17 protein-coding genes are annotated in these 14609 nt (G+C 76.6%); 5 read left to right on the forward strand and 12 right to left on the reverse strand.

Annotation, left to right across the window (positions count from 1 at the left end):
- Positions 1 to 113: 113 nt before the first annotated feature.
- Positions 114 to 875 (forward strand): maleylpyruvate isomerase family mycothiol-dependent enzyme, encoded by a 762-nt coding sequence (locus ACI8AD_RS20845; protein WP_456872442.1) that lies wholly within the window; start codon positions 114 to 116, stop codon positions 873 to 875.
- Positions 876 to 906: 31 nt separating this feature from the next.
- Here the strand turns inward: ACI8AD_RS20845 and ACI8AD_RS20850 are convergent, their stop codons facing one another.
- The 5 genes from ACI8AD_RS20850 to ACI8AD_RS20870 all read right to left on the reverse strand — a co-directional run bounded on the left by ACI8AD_RS20850 (position 907) and on the right by ACI8AD_RS20870 (position 4491).
- A complete protein-coding gene (locus tag ACI8AD_RS20850) occupies positions 907 to 1293 on the reverse strand; it encodes a VOC family protein (RefSeq protein WP_456872443.1) in 387 nt (128 codons plus the stop codon).
- A 154-nt stretch (positions 1294 to 1447) separates the two neighbouring features.
- Complete coding sequence (locus ACI8AD_RS20855; protein ID WP_456872444.1) at positions 1448 to 2197, reverse strand: SCO1664 family protein; 750 nt, start codon at positions 2195 to 2197, stop codon at positions 1448 to 1450.
- 16 nt (positions 2198 to 2213) lie between these two features.
- Positions 2214 to 2765, reverse strand: coding sequence for a DUF3090 family protein (locus ACI8AD_RS20860; RefSeq protein ID WP_456872445.1), 552 nt, complete (start codon positions 2763 to 2765; stop codon positions 2214 to 2216).
- Between the two features lie 55 nt (positions 2766 to 2820).
- Complete coding sequence (locus ACI8AD_RS20865) at positions 2821 to 3519, reverse strand: histidine phosphatase family protein (RefSeq protein ID WP_456872446.1); 699 nt, start codon at positions 3517 to 3519, stop codon at positions 2821 to 2823.
- A 138-nt stretch (positions 3520 to 3657) separates the two neighbouring features.
- Entirely contained in the window at positions 3658 to 4491 is an 834-nt protein-coding gene (locus ACI8AD_RS20870; RefSeq protein ID WP_456872447.1) for an undecaprenyl-diphosphate phosphatase, read from the reverse strand.
- Between the two features lie 177 nt (positions 4492 to 4668).
- Here ACI8AD_RS20870 and ACI8AD_RS20875 point away from each other — a divergent pair, with 177 nt between their 5' ends.
- Together ACI8AD_RS20875 and ACI8AD_RS20880 are read left to right on the forward strand one after the other, a co-directional pair.
- Positions 4669 to 5649 carry an aldo/keto reductase gene (locus ACI8AD_RS20875; RefSeq protein WP_456872448.1) on the forward strand — a complete coding sequence of 327 codons (981 nt, stop codon included), beginning with the start codon at positions 4669 to 4671 and terminating at the stop codon, positions 5647 to 5649.
- Entirely contained in the window at positions 5646 to 7622 is a 1977-nt protein-coding gene (locus tag ACI8AD_RS20880) for an AAA family ATPase (RefSeq protein ID WP_456872449.1), read from the forward strand. The genes ACI8AD_RS20875 and ACI8AD_RS20880 overlap by 4 nt, the downstream gene beginning before the upstream one ends.
- 45 nt (positions 7623 to 7667) lie before the next feature.
- Here the strand turns inward: ACI8AD_RS20880 and ACI8AD_RS20885 are convergent, their stop codons facing one another.
- The 3 genes from ACI8AD_RS20885 to ACI8AD_RS20895 form a co-directional block, all read right to left on the reverse strand.
- Entirely contained in the window at positions 7668 to 8429 is a 762-nt protein-coding gene (locus ACI8AD_RS20885; RefSeq protein ID WP_456872450.1) for a DUF2470 domain-containing protein, read from the reverse strand.
- Between the two features lie 69 nt (positions 8430 to 8498).
- The gene (locus ACI8AD_RS20890; RefSeq protein WP_456872451.1) at positions 8499 to 8690 is read right to left on the reverse strand and encodes a hypothetical protein; all 192 of its coding nucleotides are present in this window, start codon (positions 8688 to 8690) and stop codon (positions 8499 to 8501) included.
- 288 nt (positions 8691 to 8978) lie between these two features.
- Positions 8979 to 9239 (reverse strand): hypothetical protein, encoded by a 261-nt coding sequence (locus ACI8AD_RS20895; RefSeq protein ID WP_456872452.1) that lies wholly within the window; start codon positions 9237 to 9239, stop codon positions 8979 to 8981.
- A 129-nt stretch (positions 9240 to 9368) separates the two neighbouring features.
- On the opposite strand from ACI8AD_RS20895, the gene ACI8AD_RS20900 reads away from it, so the two are divergent.
- Positions 9369 to 9572 carry a DUF5703 family protein gene (locus ACI8AD_RS20900; RefSeq protein WP_089404027.1) on the forward strand — a complete coding sequence of 68 codons (204 nt, stop codon included), beginning with the start codon at positions 9369 to 9371 and terminating at the stop codon, positions 9570 to 9572.
- A gap of 3 nt (positions 9573 to 9575) precedes the next feature.
- Here ACI8AD_RS20900 and ACI8AD_RS20905 read toward each other — a convergent pair whose 3' ends face one another.
- The 3 genes from ACI8AD_RS20905 to ACI8AD_RS20915 all read right to left on the reverse strand — a co-directional run bounded on the left by ACI8AD_RS20905 (position 9576) and on the right by ACI8AD_RS20915 (position 12284).
- Positions 9576 to 10529 carry an NADPH:quinone oxidoreductase family protein gene (locus tag ACI8AD_RS20905; protein ID WP_456872453.1) on the reverse strand — a complete coding sequence of 318 codons (954 nt, stop codon included), beginning with the start codon at positions 10527 to 10529 and terminating at the stop codon, positions 9576 to 9578.
- Positions 10530 to 10771: 242 nt separating this feature from the next.
- Positions 10772 to 11578, reverse strand: a complete 807-nt coding sequence (locus ACI8AD_RS20910; protein WP_456872454.1) for an SDR family oxidoreductase — start codon at positions 11576 to 11578, stop codon at positions 10772 to 10774.
- 7 nt (positions 11579 to 11585) lie between these two features.
- Positions 11586 to 12284 carry an aspartate/glutamate racemase family protein gene (locus ACI8AD_RS20915; RefSeq protein ID WP_456872455.1) on the reverse strand — a complete coding sequence of 233 codons (699 nt, stop codon included), beginning with the start codon at positions 12282 to 12284 and terminating at the stop codon, positions 11586 to 11588.
- 82 nt (positions 12285 to 12366) lie between these two features.
- On the opposite strand from ACI8AD_RS20915, the gene ACI8AD_RS20920 reads away from it, so the two are divergent.
- Positions 12367 to 13239 carry a LysR family transcriptional regulator gene (locus ACI8AD_RS20920; protein WP_456872456.1) on the forward strand — a complete coding sequence of 291 codons (873 nt, stop codon included), beginning with the start codon at positions 12367 to 12369 and terminating at the stop codon, positions 13237 to 13239.
- Between the two features lie 3 nt (positions 13240 to 13242).
- On the opposite strand, the gene ACI8AD_RS20925 is transcribed toward ACI8AD_RS20920, so the two are convergent.
- Positions 13243 to 14574, reverse strand: a complete 1332-nt coding sequence (locus ACI8AD_RS20925; RefSeq protein WP_456872457.1) for a M20/M25/M40 family metallo-hydrolase — start codon at positions 14572 to 14574, stop codon at positions 13243 to 13245.
- Between the last annotated feature and the right edge of the window lie 35 nt (positions 14575 to 14609).

Here is a 14609-nt window from a genome sequence, read left to right on the forward strand (position 1 = left end):
CGGGCCGGGGCCCGCGCACACCCGCGAGTCTCCCCCACCGGCGAGGCCAGCGGGGTGCCCGGTGGGCCGCCGACGGCGTTAGCGTCGCCGCGCGGGCACGAGGGAGGACGGCGATGCACAGCGACCGGATGCACACCCACGCGGCGGACACCCACGCGATGGACACCGCGGAGTACCTGCCGGCGCTGAGCCGCACCGACGCCCGCTTCGCCGACGCCGCCGCCGAGGCCGTGCTGGCCGCCGGCTGGCGGGCGCCGGTCCCCGGCTGCCCGGACTGGACGCTCACCGACCTGGTGCGCCACCTCGGCGAGGTCCAGCACTTCTGGGCCTGGGTGGTGCGCACCCGCGCGACCTCCCCGGAGGGCTACCCCGAGCCGCCGCGCCACCCCGACGACGAGCTGCTCGGCTGGTCGGTCGCGCAGGCGGCGGAGCTGGAGACGGCGCTGGCCGCCGCCGACCCCGCCGACCCGGTGTGGACGTGGGCGCCGCCGCACGACGTCGGCTGGGTGCTGCGCCGGCAGTGCCACGAGGCGGTGGTGCACACCGCCGACGTCGAGCAGGTCCTCGGCGACGTCCGGCCCATCCCGGCCCGGCTCGGGCTCGACGGCCTCGACGAGTGGCTGGAGGTCATCGTCCCCGGCGCGCTGCCCGACGGGCCGCCGCCGGGCGCGCACCCGGTGGTGCTGCACGCCATCGACGCCGGGGTGGAGCGGACGCTGTTCCCCGGGTCGCGCCCGCACCCGGTGGCCACGCTGCGCGGCACCGCCGGCGACCTGCTGCTCACCTGCTGGCGGCGGCTGCCGCTGGAGGTGCTCACCGTCGACGGCGACGGCCTGCAGGCGGCGGCGATGATCGGCGCCGTGCGGTCGGAGTGAGCCCGCTCGGGCAGGTGCTCGGGGTCCGCGCTCAGGGCCAGGTGCGGGCGTGGCGCTCGAAGGCCTCGCCGGTCTGGACGCCGACCACGCAGAACACCAGCCCGGCCGGGTCGGTCATCTGCCAGAACGAGCCCATGTCGGCCTTCCGCCGGGCGCCGAGGGCCTCCAGCCGCGCGACCTCGGCGGGGATGTCGTCGGTCTCGACGTCGACGTGCCAGCGCGGCGGCGTCCCCTCCCCGGTGCGCTGGACCTCCAGGGACACCGCACCGCCGAGGAACCCCAGGGAGTTCCAGGCGGGGTCGGCCATGTCGGGTTCGACGGGGTTGCCGGTGGCCGCCGACCAGAAGTCGAGCCCGGCGGGGTGCACCTCCGGCGGCAGGTCGAGCAGCAGGACGGCGAGGCGGCTGCGGTGCGGCATGCCGGTCAGGCTGGCAGAGCGCGTGCAGGCGCGCCGTGTTCCGGCACGCGGAACGCCGCACGAGCGCACCCGTTCGCGAAGCGGTGTGCTCTTCCGGCGTCCGCAGAGCGGTGACTGCGCCATCCGCGCACACCACCTCGGCGGAGCCGAGCGCTCAGAAGGGCGGCCAGGGCAGCGCGGGCCAGTGCCCCGACGGCTCGGGGTGCAGCTTGCTGCGCAGCAGCTCGGCCACCCGCTGCTGCGTGCAGCGCACCTCGCGGCGGGTCAGGTGCTCGTGCAGCGCCTCGCCGAGGTCGCCGCGCAGGTCCTCGGCCAGCCGCTCGAGCACCTCCAGCGCCGCCAGGGGCAGCGGCTTGCCCGCCCAGCGCCACAGCAGGGTGCGCAGCTTGGGGTCGGGCGAGAAGCAGATGCCGTGATCGACGCCGTACACGTGGCCCTCGGCCGTCGGGATGATGTGCCCGCCCTTGCGGTCGGCGTTGTTGACCACGGCGTCGAACACCGCCATGCGGCGCAGCCCGGGGTGGTCGGTGCGGACGAAGGCGGCGAGGTCGACGTCGGGGTCGCCGTCGATCCACAGCTGCACCATGCCGGGGCCGAACGGTCCCTCCCGCAGCACGGTGGGCGGCACGACGCCCCACCCGGTGGCCTCGCTGACCAGCGCCGCCGACACCTCGCGGCCGGCCAGGGTGCCGTCGGGGAAGTCCCACAGCGGCCGCTCGCCGGCGACCGGCTTGTACACGCACTCTGCCTGCAGCTCGGCGGTGCGGATGGCGCCGACCAGCGTGACGTTGCTGGCGTCGAGCATGCGGCCCTCGAGGTCGATGTCCCCCTCGAGCAGCAGGGCACGTGCCTCGGCGTCGCTGCCCGGCGCGCGCAGCTCCTGCGCCGGCTGACCGCTGGTCATCGCACCGGCCCCGTGCTCAGCGGCGGTAGCCGTTCTGCCGCGGGCACACGTGCCCGGTGGGGTCCAGCGGCAGCGAGCACAGCGGGCAGGCGGGGCGGCCGGCGGCGACGACGCGGCGCGCCCGGGCGACGAAGGAGCGCGCCGCGCCGGGGGTGATGGTGACCCGCAGCGCGTCGGGGCCCTCCTCGGCGTCGGAGAGGATGGCCTCCTCGTCGACCGGCTCGTCGGTGGCAGCCACCGCCTCCACGACGACGGCCTGCGCCTCGCCGTCCCAGGCCAGCCCCATCGCCGCGACGCGGAACTCCTCGTCGACGGGCGCGGTGAGGGGGTCGAGGTCGTCGACGTCGGCGGTCGCGGGGACGGCGGTGCCGGGCCGGGAGGCGATCTCGTCGAGCAGCTCGTCCATCCGCTCGGCCAGCACCTGCACCTGGGACTTCTCCAGCGCGACGCTGACCACGCGGCCGTCGTCGTCGGAGGCCTGCAGGTAGAAGGTGCGGTCCCCCGGCTGACCCACCGTGCCGGCGACGAACCGGGTCGGACGCTCGAAACGGAAGACCTGGCGCGGCACGCTGCCAGGTTACGCGGCGGTACGGACACCGGCCGCGACGTCGGGGACCGCGCCGTCAGGTCGCGCCGGCTCCCCCGCCGACGACGGCGTCGGAGTCCCGGCCCCGCCGGCGGCGGGGCCGCTTCTTGGGCGGGACGAGCGCGGCGACGTCGCCGCCGGTGTCGTTGACCCGGACGACGAACGGGCGGGTCTCGGTGTAGCTGACCACCGAGATCGACGCCGGGTCGACGACGATCCGCTGGAAGGCGTCCAGGTGCAGCCCCAGCGCGTCGGCGAGGACGGCCTTGATGACGTCGCCGTGGGAGCAGGCCAGCCAGACCGCGTCGGGGCCCAGCCGGGCGTTCCACTCGCGGACGGCGGCCACCGCGCGGGCCTGGGTCTGGGCCAGCCCCTCGCCCTCGGGGCCGGGGAACACCGCGGCGGAGGGGTGCTGCTGCACGACCTTCCACAGCGGCTCCTTGACCAGCTCCTTGAGCGCCCGCCCGGTCCAGTCGCCGTAGCGGGCCTCGCCGAGCCGGTCGTCGGTCTGCAGCTCGAGGTCGCGGCCGTCGAGCACCGCCCCGGCGGTCTGCCGGCAGCGCTCGAGCGGGCTGCTCACCACCGCGGCCAGCGGCACCGGCGCGAGCCGGGCGCCCACCGCGGCCGCCTGCGCCTGCCCCGTCTCGTCCAGCTCGACGCCGGGGCTCCAGCCGGCCAGCACCCCGCCGGCGTTCGCCGTCGTCCGGCCGTGTCGCAGGAGGATGACGGTGGTCACGGAGCCGAGGGTATGGGACCGGCGCCGTCGTCCTCCCCCACCGCAGGGGATCCTCCCGCACCGCAGCGCGTCCTCCCCCACGTCCCACCGTGCGGGAGGACGCCCCACGATCAGGTCACCTGATCGTGGCGGGGCGGCTCAGTTCGGGGCGAGCACCCCGGCGCCGACCAGCGCCAGCAGCGCCAGGCCGAGCACCACCCGGTAGACGACGAACGGGGTGAAGGTGCCGCGGTCGAGGTAGCGCAGCAGCCAGGCGATGACCGACAGCCCCACGCCGAACGCGATCGCCGTGGCCAGGACGGTCGGCCCCCAGGAGATCGTCTCGCCCTCGACGCCGCCGGTGAACGTCTCGTAGACCTGGAAGAAGCCCGAGCCGAGCACCGCCGGGATGGCCAGCAGGAAGGAGTAGCGGGCGGCGGCGGCGCGGGTGTAGCCGAGGAACAGGCCCATCGTGATGGTGCCGCCGGAGCGGGAGACGCCGGGCACCAGCGCCATCGCCTGCGCCAGCCCGAACAGCAGCCCGTCGCGGACGGTGAGCTGGCGCAGCTCGCGGTCCTTGCGGCCCACCCGGTCGGCCCAGTAGAGGACCAGCGAGAACGCGACCAGCGCGATCGCCACGATCCGCAGGTCGCGGAACGTCGTCTCGATGTCGTCCTGGAACAGCAGCCCGAGGAGCACGATCGGGATGCTGCCGACGATGATCAGCCAGCCCATCCGGGCGTCGGGGTCCGACCGCTTCGACCGGTCGGTCAGCGCGCGCAGCCACGCGACGACGATGCGCGCGATGTCCCTGCGGAAGTACAGCAGGACGGCGGCCTCGGTGCCGATCTGCGTGATCGCGGTGAACGCCGCCCCCGGGTCACCCCAGCCCGACGCCTCCCCGACCACCCGCAGGTGCGCGCTGGAGGAGATCGGCAGGAACTCCGTGAGCCCCTGCACCAGCCCCAGGACGATCGCCTCGAACCACCCCACGCCGCTCAGTCCCGGCGGCGGGTCGGACGGCGGACAGGGCGGGACGGGGGTCGCGACGGCACGGGGGGTCAGCCTACGGCGGCCGCCGCGGCCGGCCCGGGCACGACCCGGCGCGCGCCGTCCACACCCGCCGCGCCCCCCGGCTCCCGTCGTCCGGCGGCGGTAGGTTGGCCCGTCGTGGAACAACGGGCGCTGGGGCGCAGCGGCCTGGTCGTCTCCCGGCTGGCGCTGGGCACCATGACCTGGGGCCGGGACACCGACGAGGACGAGGCGGCGATGCAGCTGACCGCCTACGTCGACGCCGGCGGCACCCTGGTCGACACCGCCGACGTCTACTGCGACGGCGACAGCGAGCGCACCCTCGGCCGGCTGCTGGCCGACGTCGTCCCCCGCTCGGAGGTGCTGCTGGCCACCAAGGCGGTCGGGCGCACCGGGCCCGGGCCGCTGGGCCGCGGCGCCTCCCGCGGGCACCTGCTCGGCGCGCTGGACGCCTCGCTGCGGCGGCTGGGCGTCGACCACGTCGACCTGTGGCAGCTGCACGCCTGGGACGACCTCACGCCGCTGGAGGAGACCCTCGCCGCCTGCGACGCCGCCGTCGCCTCCGGCCGGGTGCGCTACGTGGGGGTCAGCAACTTCACCGGCTGGCAGACCGCGCAGGCGGCCACCTGGCAGCGCGCCTGGCCCGGGCGGACGCCGCTGGTGAGCACCCAGGTGGAGTACTCGCTGCTGCAGCGCGGCATCGAGCGCGAGGTGGTGCCCGCCGCCGAGGCGCTCGGGCTGGGCGTGCTCCCCTGGTCGCCGCTGGGCCGCGGGCTGCTCACCGGCAAGTACCGCACCGAGACGCCGGAGGGCTCCCGCGGCGCCTCCGCGCAGTGGGCCGGGTTCCTCGACGACCTGCGCTCGGCCACCGCCGACCGGATCGTGGAGGCCGTGGTCACCGCCGCCGACGGCCTGGGCACCACCCCGCTGGCCGTCGCGCTGGCCTGGGTGCGCGACCGGCCCGGCGTCGTCGCCCCGGTGGTCGGCGCCCGCACCGCCGCGCAGCTGCAGGAGTCCCTCGACGCCGACGCCGTGCGGCTGCCGGCGGCGATCCGCACGGCGCTCGAGGACGTCTCCGCGCCGCACTTCTCCTACCCCGACCAGCGGGCCGCCCGATGACCACCCAACCGACCGGCACCGCGCCGTCCCCCGCCGCGCCCGACCCGGTCTTCGCCGCCTTCTGCGCGGCCGGGCTGTGGCCGAGCCTGGGCAGGCGGGCGGCCGCCGAGCTGCCCGCGGCCGGCATCACCACGCCCGACGACGTCACCGTCGCCAGGCTCCTCAAGCTCCCGCGGGTGGGCAAGCAGCGCGCCGAGCGGCTGTTCTCCTCCTTCCTGGCCGCGGCGCCCACCTACGACGTCGTCACGCTGCTGGTGCGGGCCGGGCTGGAGGCGAGGCTGGCGTCCTCGGCCGCCGACACCCTCGGCGACGACGCCGCCCGCCGGCTGCGCGACGACCCCTGGGCGCTGCTCGGCCTGCACGGGGTCACGCTCACCGACGCCGACCGGCTGGCGATCTCCGTCCTGCCCGGCGCCGACCGGCAGGACGGCCGGCGCGGCCGCGCGATCGTCGTCCTGACGCTGCGCACCGCCAGCCGCGACGGGCACACCGTGCTCCCGGCCGACCTGGTGGTGGCCGCGCTGCGCGCCGAGGGCGTCGCCGACCCGGCGGCGGCGATCGTGGCGGCGGTGGAGTCCGGCGACGTGCTCGACCACGACCCGCCGGAGCCGGAGGAGGACGAGGACTCCGACACCGAGCCCCCGGAGCCCGACCCGGCGCTGCGCACGCTGTCGCTGGCCCGCTACGGCATGGCCGAGGAGGCCGTCGCCGAGGGCGTGGCGCGGCTGGCCGCCACCGCGGAGCGGATCGCCGACCCCGCCGCGGTGCGGTCGGTGGCCAAGGGCCTCGACGAGGCGCAGAAGCAGGCCGTCGCGCAGGTGCTCGGCGCCGGCGTCTCGCTGCTCACCGGCGGTCCGGGCACCGGCAAGAGCCGCACCGTGGCCGCCGTCGTGCGGCTGCTGCGGGCCAAGGGCACCGAGGTGGCGCTGGCCGCCCCCACCGGCCGGGCGGCCAAGCGGCTGGAGGAGCTCACCGACCACCCGGCGGTGACGGTGCACCGGCTGCTGGGCGCGCAGGGCTTCGGCGGCGGGTTCACCCGCAACGAGGAGTGGCCGCTCGACGCCGAGGTCGTCGTCGTCGACGAGGCCTCGATGCTCGACGTCGAGCTCACCGCGGCGCTGCTGGAGGCCTGCCCCGACGGCACGCACCTGCTGCTCGTCGGCGACCCCGCGCAGCTGCCCTCGATCGGCCCGGGCCACGTGCTCGGCGACCTCATCGACTCCGGCGCGGTGCCGGTGACCGAGCTGACCACGCTCTACCGGCAGGCCGAGGGCGGCGCGATCGCCCGGCTGGCGTCGGCGGTGCGCACCGGGCAGCTGCCGCCGGTCGACTCCCCCGACCGCGAGGTCGTCGTCGTGCCCGCGACGGGCAGCGGCGAGGCGGCGCGGCGGGTCGTGCAGCTGGTCACCGACTCCATCCCCCGGGCGCTCGCGATCGACCCGCGCAACGTGCAGGTGGTGACGCCGGTGCACCGCGGGCCGGCCGGCACGATCGAGCTGAACCGGGCGCTCAAGGAGCGGCTCAACCCGGGCGAGGGCACGGTGTTCGGCTTCGACGTCGGCGACCGGGTGGTGGCCACCGCCAACCACCTCGACCTGGAGCCCATCGGGTTCGCCAACGGCGAGGTCGGCGTGGTCACCGCCACCGGCGAGGGCTCGCTGACCGTCGACTTCGCCTCCGGGCCGGTCACCGTGCCCGGCGACGCGCTGCCCGACCTCAAGCACGGCTGGGCGATCACTGTGCACCGCGCGCAGGGGTCGGAGTGGCCCGGCGTCGTCGTGGTGCTGCCGCCGGAGGCCGGCGGGATGCTGTCGCGGCCGCTGGTCTACACCGCGCTCACGCGGGCGCAGCAGCACCTGTCGATCGTGCACGCCTCGGGCGCGGCGCTGGCGCGGGCGGTGCGGGAGGTCGACGTCCGCCCGCGGCGCACCCGCCTGGCCCGCCTGCTGCGCGAGGACGCGTCCCAGGCATAGGAAGCTCTCCGCACGTCCTGGGGCCCGGGACGTGCGGGAAGCCTCCTATGCCTCGCGGCTCCCGGCGCGCAGGGCGCACAGCAGCCGCGACGTCGCCGCGTCGACCTGCCCGGCGCAGGTCAGCGGGCGCGCGAAGGGCACCCGGACGTCGCGGTGGCCGCCGGCGCCCTCGACGCGCAGCCGGTAGCCGAACCGGTCGAGGCCCAGCGGGCGCGCCGTCTCCCCCGCCGCCACCGGCACCCGGCTGCGCAGCACGGCGACCACCTCGGGGTGGTCGCGGTCGAGGTGGCGCAGCAGCCGCTCCTCGATGCCGGCCAGGGGGTCGGGGCGCGCGGCGGCGTAGTCGGCCGGGGAGACCTCCGCGCAGCCGGGGCCCTCGCGCAGCACCACCTCGGCGAGGTCCAGGCGCAGCAGGGTGGCCGCGCCGCCGACGTCGAGCAGCGCCTCCTCGGGGCGGACCTCGGCGAAGGCGACGGCGGCCGCGCGCCGGTCGGCCTCGGCGACCGGGGTCAGCCAGCCCGACAGCCAGAGCGTGGCGCGCACCGGGTCGCGCAGCGGCACCGGCGCGCGGTCGCTGACCATGAGCAGCGCGCTGACGTCGGGCGTGCGGTCGAGGGCCGCGGTGACCGCGCCGTCGCCGGGGACCAGCACGAGCACCTGACCGGCGGCGGTGGTGGCGTGCGCCAGGGGCCGGCTCGGGTCGCGCCCGGCGAGGCAGAGCGCGGCCGCGGCGCGGGTGGCCACGGTCCGCGCCCGCTCGGGAGCGGCGGCCACCGGCAGCGCCTGCGGACCGTTGCAGGTGGTCATGACTCCCCCAGGGTGTCGAGTTAGGGAAGCCTAACCACAGTGGGTCGCCCTGGGAAGCGGTCTCGCCGCTCAGGAGGACGGCGGCCCGCTGTTGCGCTCGATCACCCGGCGCGGGCCGGTCGCCACCCGCCAGGCCGGGTACGCCAGGAGGACCGGCCAGAGCACCGCACCGGCGAAGGGCGACAGGGCCTCGGCCCAGCCGGCCTCGGCCGCCCGCGACGCGAGGCCCGCCCCGGCCACCAGCAGCACCGCGGCCCACACCAGCAGCCGGACCCGCCGCCGGCGCGCCGAGCGCTGCCGGGCGGCGTCCAGCGCGACCTGGGTGCTGCGCGACCAGTCGACGACGGCGGCCCGCAGCCGCGGGTCGGTCAGCTCCCGCCCCCAGGTCGCCGCCCGCCCAGCCAGGACGCCAGCAGCGGCAGCCCCACGAGCAGGACGACGATCGAGACGACGGCGGCGGTCACGCCGGCGATCGTCGGGACCGCCGTCGGTCGGCGCGACGCGCTCCCCCGATCGGGTGCCGCACCCCACGGGCGCGGACGGGGCGGCTCAGAGCGAGCGGTCGTCCTCGTCGTAGGGCACGTCGGCCTCCTGCTCGAGGACGTCGGCCTCGTTGGCGTCGACGTCGCCGACCGACCGCAGCGACCCGGCCGCGCCGGGCGCGGCGGCCAGCTGCTGCTCGAGGGCGTCGGCCTCGGGGACGCCGTCGGCGATCGGGTCGGCCTCCCCGGCCAGCTCGGGCGCGGCCGGTTCGAGGAGCGCCTCCTGCTCCGCGCGGTCGGCGTCGCTCGCGGTACCGGGATCGGTCACGGGTCCTCCTCGTGCTGCGGACGGTGCTGGGGAAGGCGCTGTCCATCCTGCCGCCCGACCGCAGCGGGAGCAGTCCGGGAGGCGGCCGACACATGACCGGCGGGTGTCGTGCGTGGCACCATCGGCCGGGTGAGCGCGGCCGACGACTGGGAGTACGCGCCGCTGCGGATCCCGCCGGGTACGTCCCGTTCCGCAGCGGCGACCATGCTGAGCCTGCAGGTGGACGTCGGCGGCTGGGAGCTCGCCCGTCTGCAGCTGCACGCCGACGGCACCCGCAAGGCGATCCTGCGGCGCCGGGCGCGGCTGTCCTACCTGCCGATGCCGGTCACCTGAGCCTCAGGGCAGCAGCACGACCTTGCCGACCGTGCCGCGGTCGGCGAGTGCGGCCAGCGCCTGCGGCGCCTGCTCCAGCGGGAGCACCTGGCCGACCAGTGGGTCGATCGCCCCGTCGGCGACCAGCCGCACCAGCGCCTCGTGCGTCTGCCCGATCACGGCCGGGTCCTTCTTCTTGTACAGGCCCCAGTGCAGGCCGACGACGCTGTAGTTCTTGACCAGCGCGTGGTTGGCCGGCGCCTCCGGGATGCGGCCGCTGGTGAACCCGACGACGACCAGCCGGCCCTCGAACGCGATGCACTTCCGGCTCTTGTCGAACACGTCGCCGCCCACCGGGTCGTAGACGACGTCGGCGCCCTCGCCGCCGGTGACCTCCTTGACGACGGGGACGAAGTCCTCGGCGGTGTAGTCGATGACGTGGTCGGCGCCGAGCTCGCGGCACACCTCCACCTTGTGCGCGCCGCCGGCGGTGGCGATGACCTTCGCGCCGGCGGCCTTGCCGAGCTGGATCGCCGCCGACCCGACGCCGCCCGCGCCGGCGTGCACCAGCAGCCACTCCCCCGCCTGCAGGTTCGCGCGGCGGTGCAGGCCGACGTGGCCGGTCTGGTAGGTGAGGTAGAGCGCGCCGGCCTTCTCGTCGCTCAGCGAGTCGGGCACCGGCCAGGCGTCGTCGGCGTTCATCAGCGCGTACTCGGCGAAGGCACCCGGGCCCCCGGCCGGGCTGCCGATGACCCGCCGGCCGTCCTCGGTCTCCCCGCACAGCTCGACGCCGGGGGTGTAGGGCAGCGGCGGGCGCTCCTGGTACATGCCGGCCGCCATGAGGACGTCGGGGAAGTTCAGCGCCGCCGCCCGCACGCGGACCAGCAGCTGCCCCTCGGCCGGGGTGGGCGTCTCGACGTCCTCCAGCTGCAGGACCGTCGAGGGGTCGCCGAGCTCGTGTACCCGCCATGCGCGCATGCGCCCGACCCTGCCAGACGCCCGGTGACCGCCGTCACCGGCCCCGGGGGGGGGGGGGGGGGGGGGGGGGGGGGGGGGGGGGGGGGGGGGGGGGGGGGGGGGGGGGGGGGGGGGGGGGGGGGGGGGGGGGGGGTGGGGCGTCCTCCCGCACGTCCCACCGCGCGGGAGGACGCCGCACGGTGTGGGAGGAGGCCCCAGGCGCACGGTGAGGGACGACGCCGACCCGAGCCGGGACGGCGCCGTCAGAGCATCGACGGCGGGCGCAGCGCCTCCGGCACGACGGCGGTCTCGCCGGTCGCCGTCTTCGCGCTGGGCACGCCCTTGAACCGGTAGGGCACGGTGCCGACGCCGGGCTGGATGACGTAGGCCGCGCCCGCCTCGCCGGACTCCCAGGCCATGACCATCGCGTCGGCGACCTCCGCGGCCGGGATGACCGGGAAGCCCGCGGCCTCGAACTGGTCGCGGATGCGGTCGATGATCGCGGTGTCGGCGAAGCCCGGGCAGATGGCGGAGATCGTGATGCCCTCGCGGGTCAGCCGCGGCGCCATCGACCGCACGAACGCGATCGCGCCGCTCTTGGCCACGCTGTAGCCGGGGTCGGTGGGCATCGGCGACAGGCCCGCGAGCGAGGCGGTCACCACGATCGCGCCGCCGCCGGCCCGCGCGATGGCCGGGCGGGCGGCGACCGCACCGTAGACGACACCGAACAGGTCGATGTCGACCACGCGCAGGAACTCCTCGAGGTCGAGGGCGTCGTCGCTCTTGGCCGCGGAGATGCCGGCGTTGAGGTAGGCGGCGTCGAGCCGGCCGTGCTCGGCCTCGACCTGCGCGACGACGGCCTCGTTGGCCGCCCGGTCGGTGACGTCGAGCGCGGCGAACGGGCAGCCGAGCTCCTCGGCGACCGACCGGTTGCGCTCGGTGTCGAGGTCGGCGAGGACGGCGGTGACCTCCCGCTCGCGCAGCTTCGTGGCGAGGGCGCGGCCGAAGCCACCGGTCCCTCCGGTGATCAGGGCGACGGAACCGGGGCGCAGGCGCGTGGGAGAGGTCACCCCGGCATCACACCACGAGCGCCGACGGCGCCAGCGCGGCGTCGACGGCGGCGGTGGCGTGCAGCCGCGCGGAGGGCAGGAGCGGCACCGGCGAGTCCTCCGGCCGCAGCAGCAGCTCCAGCTCGGTGCACGACAGCGCGACGGCGTCGGCGCCGCGTGCGGCCAGCCGGGCGGTCACCGCGCGCAGCTCCGCCCGGGTGCCGTCGGAGAGCACGCCGCGGCACAGCTCACCGAAGATCGCGTCGTCGACCCGGTCGACGTCGTCCTCCGGTGGCACCAGCACCGTGAGGCCGGCCGCCGCCAGCCGCTCCCGGTAGAACGGCTCCCGCACGGTGCCGGCCGTCCCGAGCAGGCCGACCACCGGTCCGGGCGCGGCCGCGGCCACCGCGTCGGCGATGTGCAGGAAGGGCACCGTCAAGGCGGCCTCCAGCGCCGGGGCGACCTTGTGCATGTAGTTCGTGCAGAGCAGCACCAGGTCGGCGCCGGCGGACTCCAGGGTCCGCGCCTCGGCGGCGAGCAGCGCCGCGGCGTCGTCCCACCGGTCCTCCACCTGGCAGGCCCGGACCTCGCGGAAGTCGAGGCTGCGCACCAGCAGCGAGGCGCTGGCCAGGCCGCCGAGCCGGTCGCGGACCAGCTCGTTGGCGACGCGGTAGTACAGCGCGGTCGACTCCCAGCTCATGCCGCCGAGCAGTCCGATCGTCCTCATGGGTCCCAGCCTCGCCCCGGCCGACCTCCCCCACCAGACCGCGGGGTCGACCGGCGGACCCAAGCGCTGCTTGGATGTGGCCGTGGACTCCCGCCGCCTGCTCGTCTTCCGGGAGGTCGCCCGCGCCGGATCGCTCGCCGGCGCGGCGCGCGCCCTGGGCTGGACGCAGCCGGCGGTGAGCCAGCAGGTCAGGCGGCTGGAGTCCGAGGCCGGGACGCCGCTGGTGGTGCGCGAGGGGCGCGGCGTCGTGCTCACCGAGGCCGGCCGGCGGCTGCTGCGCCACGCGGAGGCGATCGCCGACCGGCTCGCCGCGGCCGAGCAGGACATGGCCGCCCTGACCGGGCTGGCCACCGGGGTGGTCCGGGTCGCCGCGTTCCCGACCGCGGCCACGGTGCTCGTCCCCCCGGCACTGGCCGCGCTGCGCGACCGGGCGCCGGCGCTGGAGGTCCACTTCGCCGAGCTGGAGCCGCCGGAGGCCGAGGCGGCGGTGCGGGAGGGCGCCGCGGACCTCGCCGTCGTCTTCCGGCACGAGGACGACGACGACGAGGTGCCCGGCGACCTGCTGCGCGAGCCGCTGGCCCGGCACCCGGTGCAGGCGGTCGTGCCCGCCGGGTCCCCGGTGCCCGCTGCGCTGGCCGACCTGCGCGACGAGCCGTGGATCGCCGGGTGCCTCCGCTGCCGCCGGCACCTGCTGCGCTGCGCGCGCCGTGCGGGCTTCGTCCCCGACGTGCGGTTCGCCACCGACGACCACGTGGTGGTGCAGCGGCTGGTCGCGCGCGGGCTCGGGGTGGCGCTGCTGCCGGCGTGGGCGTTCGCGGTCGGCGCCCAGCCGGGCGTGGCCGCCGTCGAGCTGCCCGACGTCGACGGACGGGTGGTCGAGACCCTCGTCCGCCCCGACGCGCGGCGGGTGCCGGCCGTGGCCGCGGCGCTGGGGGCGCTGCGGGCCGCCGGCTGAGGATCAGACCGCGCGCAGGAACCGGTCGAGCACCCGGACGCCGAAGCGCAGCGACTCCACCGGCACCCGCTCGTCGATGCCGTGGAACAGCGAGGCGAAGTCGAGGTCGGCGGGCAGCCGCAGCGGGGAGAAGCCGAAGCAGCGGATGCCCAGGCGCTCGAAGCTCTTGGCGTCGGTGCCGCCGCTCATGGTGAACGGCACCGGGCGGGCGCCGTCGTCCTCGCTCTTCAGGGCGGCGACCATCTGGTCGACCAGCGGGCCGTCGAAGGTGGTCTCCACGGCCTGGTCGTGGACGATCCACTCGCGCTGGATCCCCTCACCGATCAGCGAGGCGAGCTGGCGCTCGAACTCCTCGGCCTGGCCGTGCAGGAAGCGGCCGTCGACGGTGGCGCTGGCGGTGCCGGGGATGACGTTGGTCTTGTAGCCGGCGTCGAGCATGGTGGGGTTGGCGGTGTTGCGCAGCGCCGCGCCGATCATCCGGCTGATGCTGCCGAGGCGGGCGAGGGCCTCCTCGGGCTGGTCGGGGTCGATCTCGATGCCGTAGGCCTCCTCGACGGCGGCGAGGAACTGCCGCATCGGCGGGGTGAGCACGGTGGGCAGCCGGGTCGAGCCGATCCGGGCGACGGCCTGGCACAGCCGGGTGACGGCGTTGTCGTCGTGGACGAACGAGCCGTGCCCGGGCCTGCCGCCGGCGGTCAGCCGCATCCAGGCCAGGCCCTTCTCCGCCGTCTGCACCAGGTAGAGGCGCAGGTCGTCGCGGACGGTGATGCTGAAGCCGCCGACCTCGCTGATCGCCTCGCTGCAGTCGGCGACCAGGTCGGGGTGCTCGTCGACCAGCCACCGCGCGCCGAGGGTGCCGCCGGCCTCCTCGTCGGCGAGGAAGGCCAGCACGATGTCGCGGGGCGGCCGGACGCCGGTGCGGGCCCAGTCGCGGACCAGCGAGAGCACCATCGCGTCCATGTCCTTCATGTCGACGGCGCCGCGGCCCCAGACGTAGCCGTCACGCTCCTCACCGGAGAAGGGGTGCACGCTCCACTCGGCGGGGTCGGCGGGGACGACGTCGAGGTGGCCGTGGACCAGCAGCGGCGGCCGCGAGCGGTCGGTGCCCTCGATGCGCGCGACCAGGCTGGCCCGCCCGGGCTCGGACTCGAGGATCTGCGAGCCGATGCCGACCTCGTCGAGCTTGCCGGCCACCCACTCCGCGGCGACCCGCTCCCCGGCGCTGGTGGCGGTGTCGCCGGTGTTGGTGGTGTCGATCCGGATGAGCTCGCTCAGCAGTTCGGCGACCTCGGCCTGGGCCTGGACGGGACCTTCGACGGGACCTTCGCTCTCCACCCGGCGAGCGTAGGGCTCCCCGGCCCCGACGCGAC

Source organism: Geodermatophilus sp. SYSU D00766, from assembly GCF_054049915.1.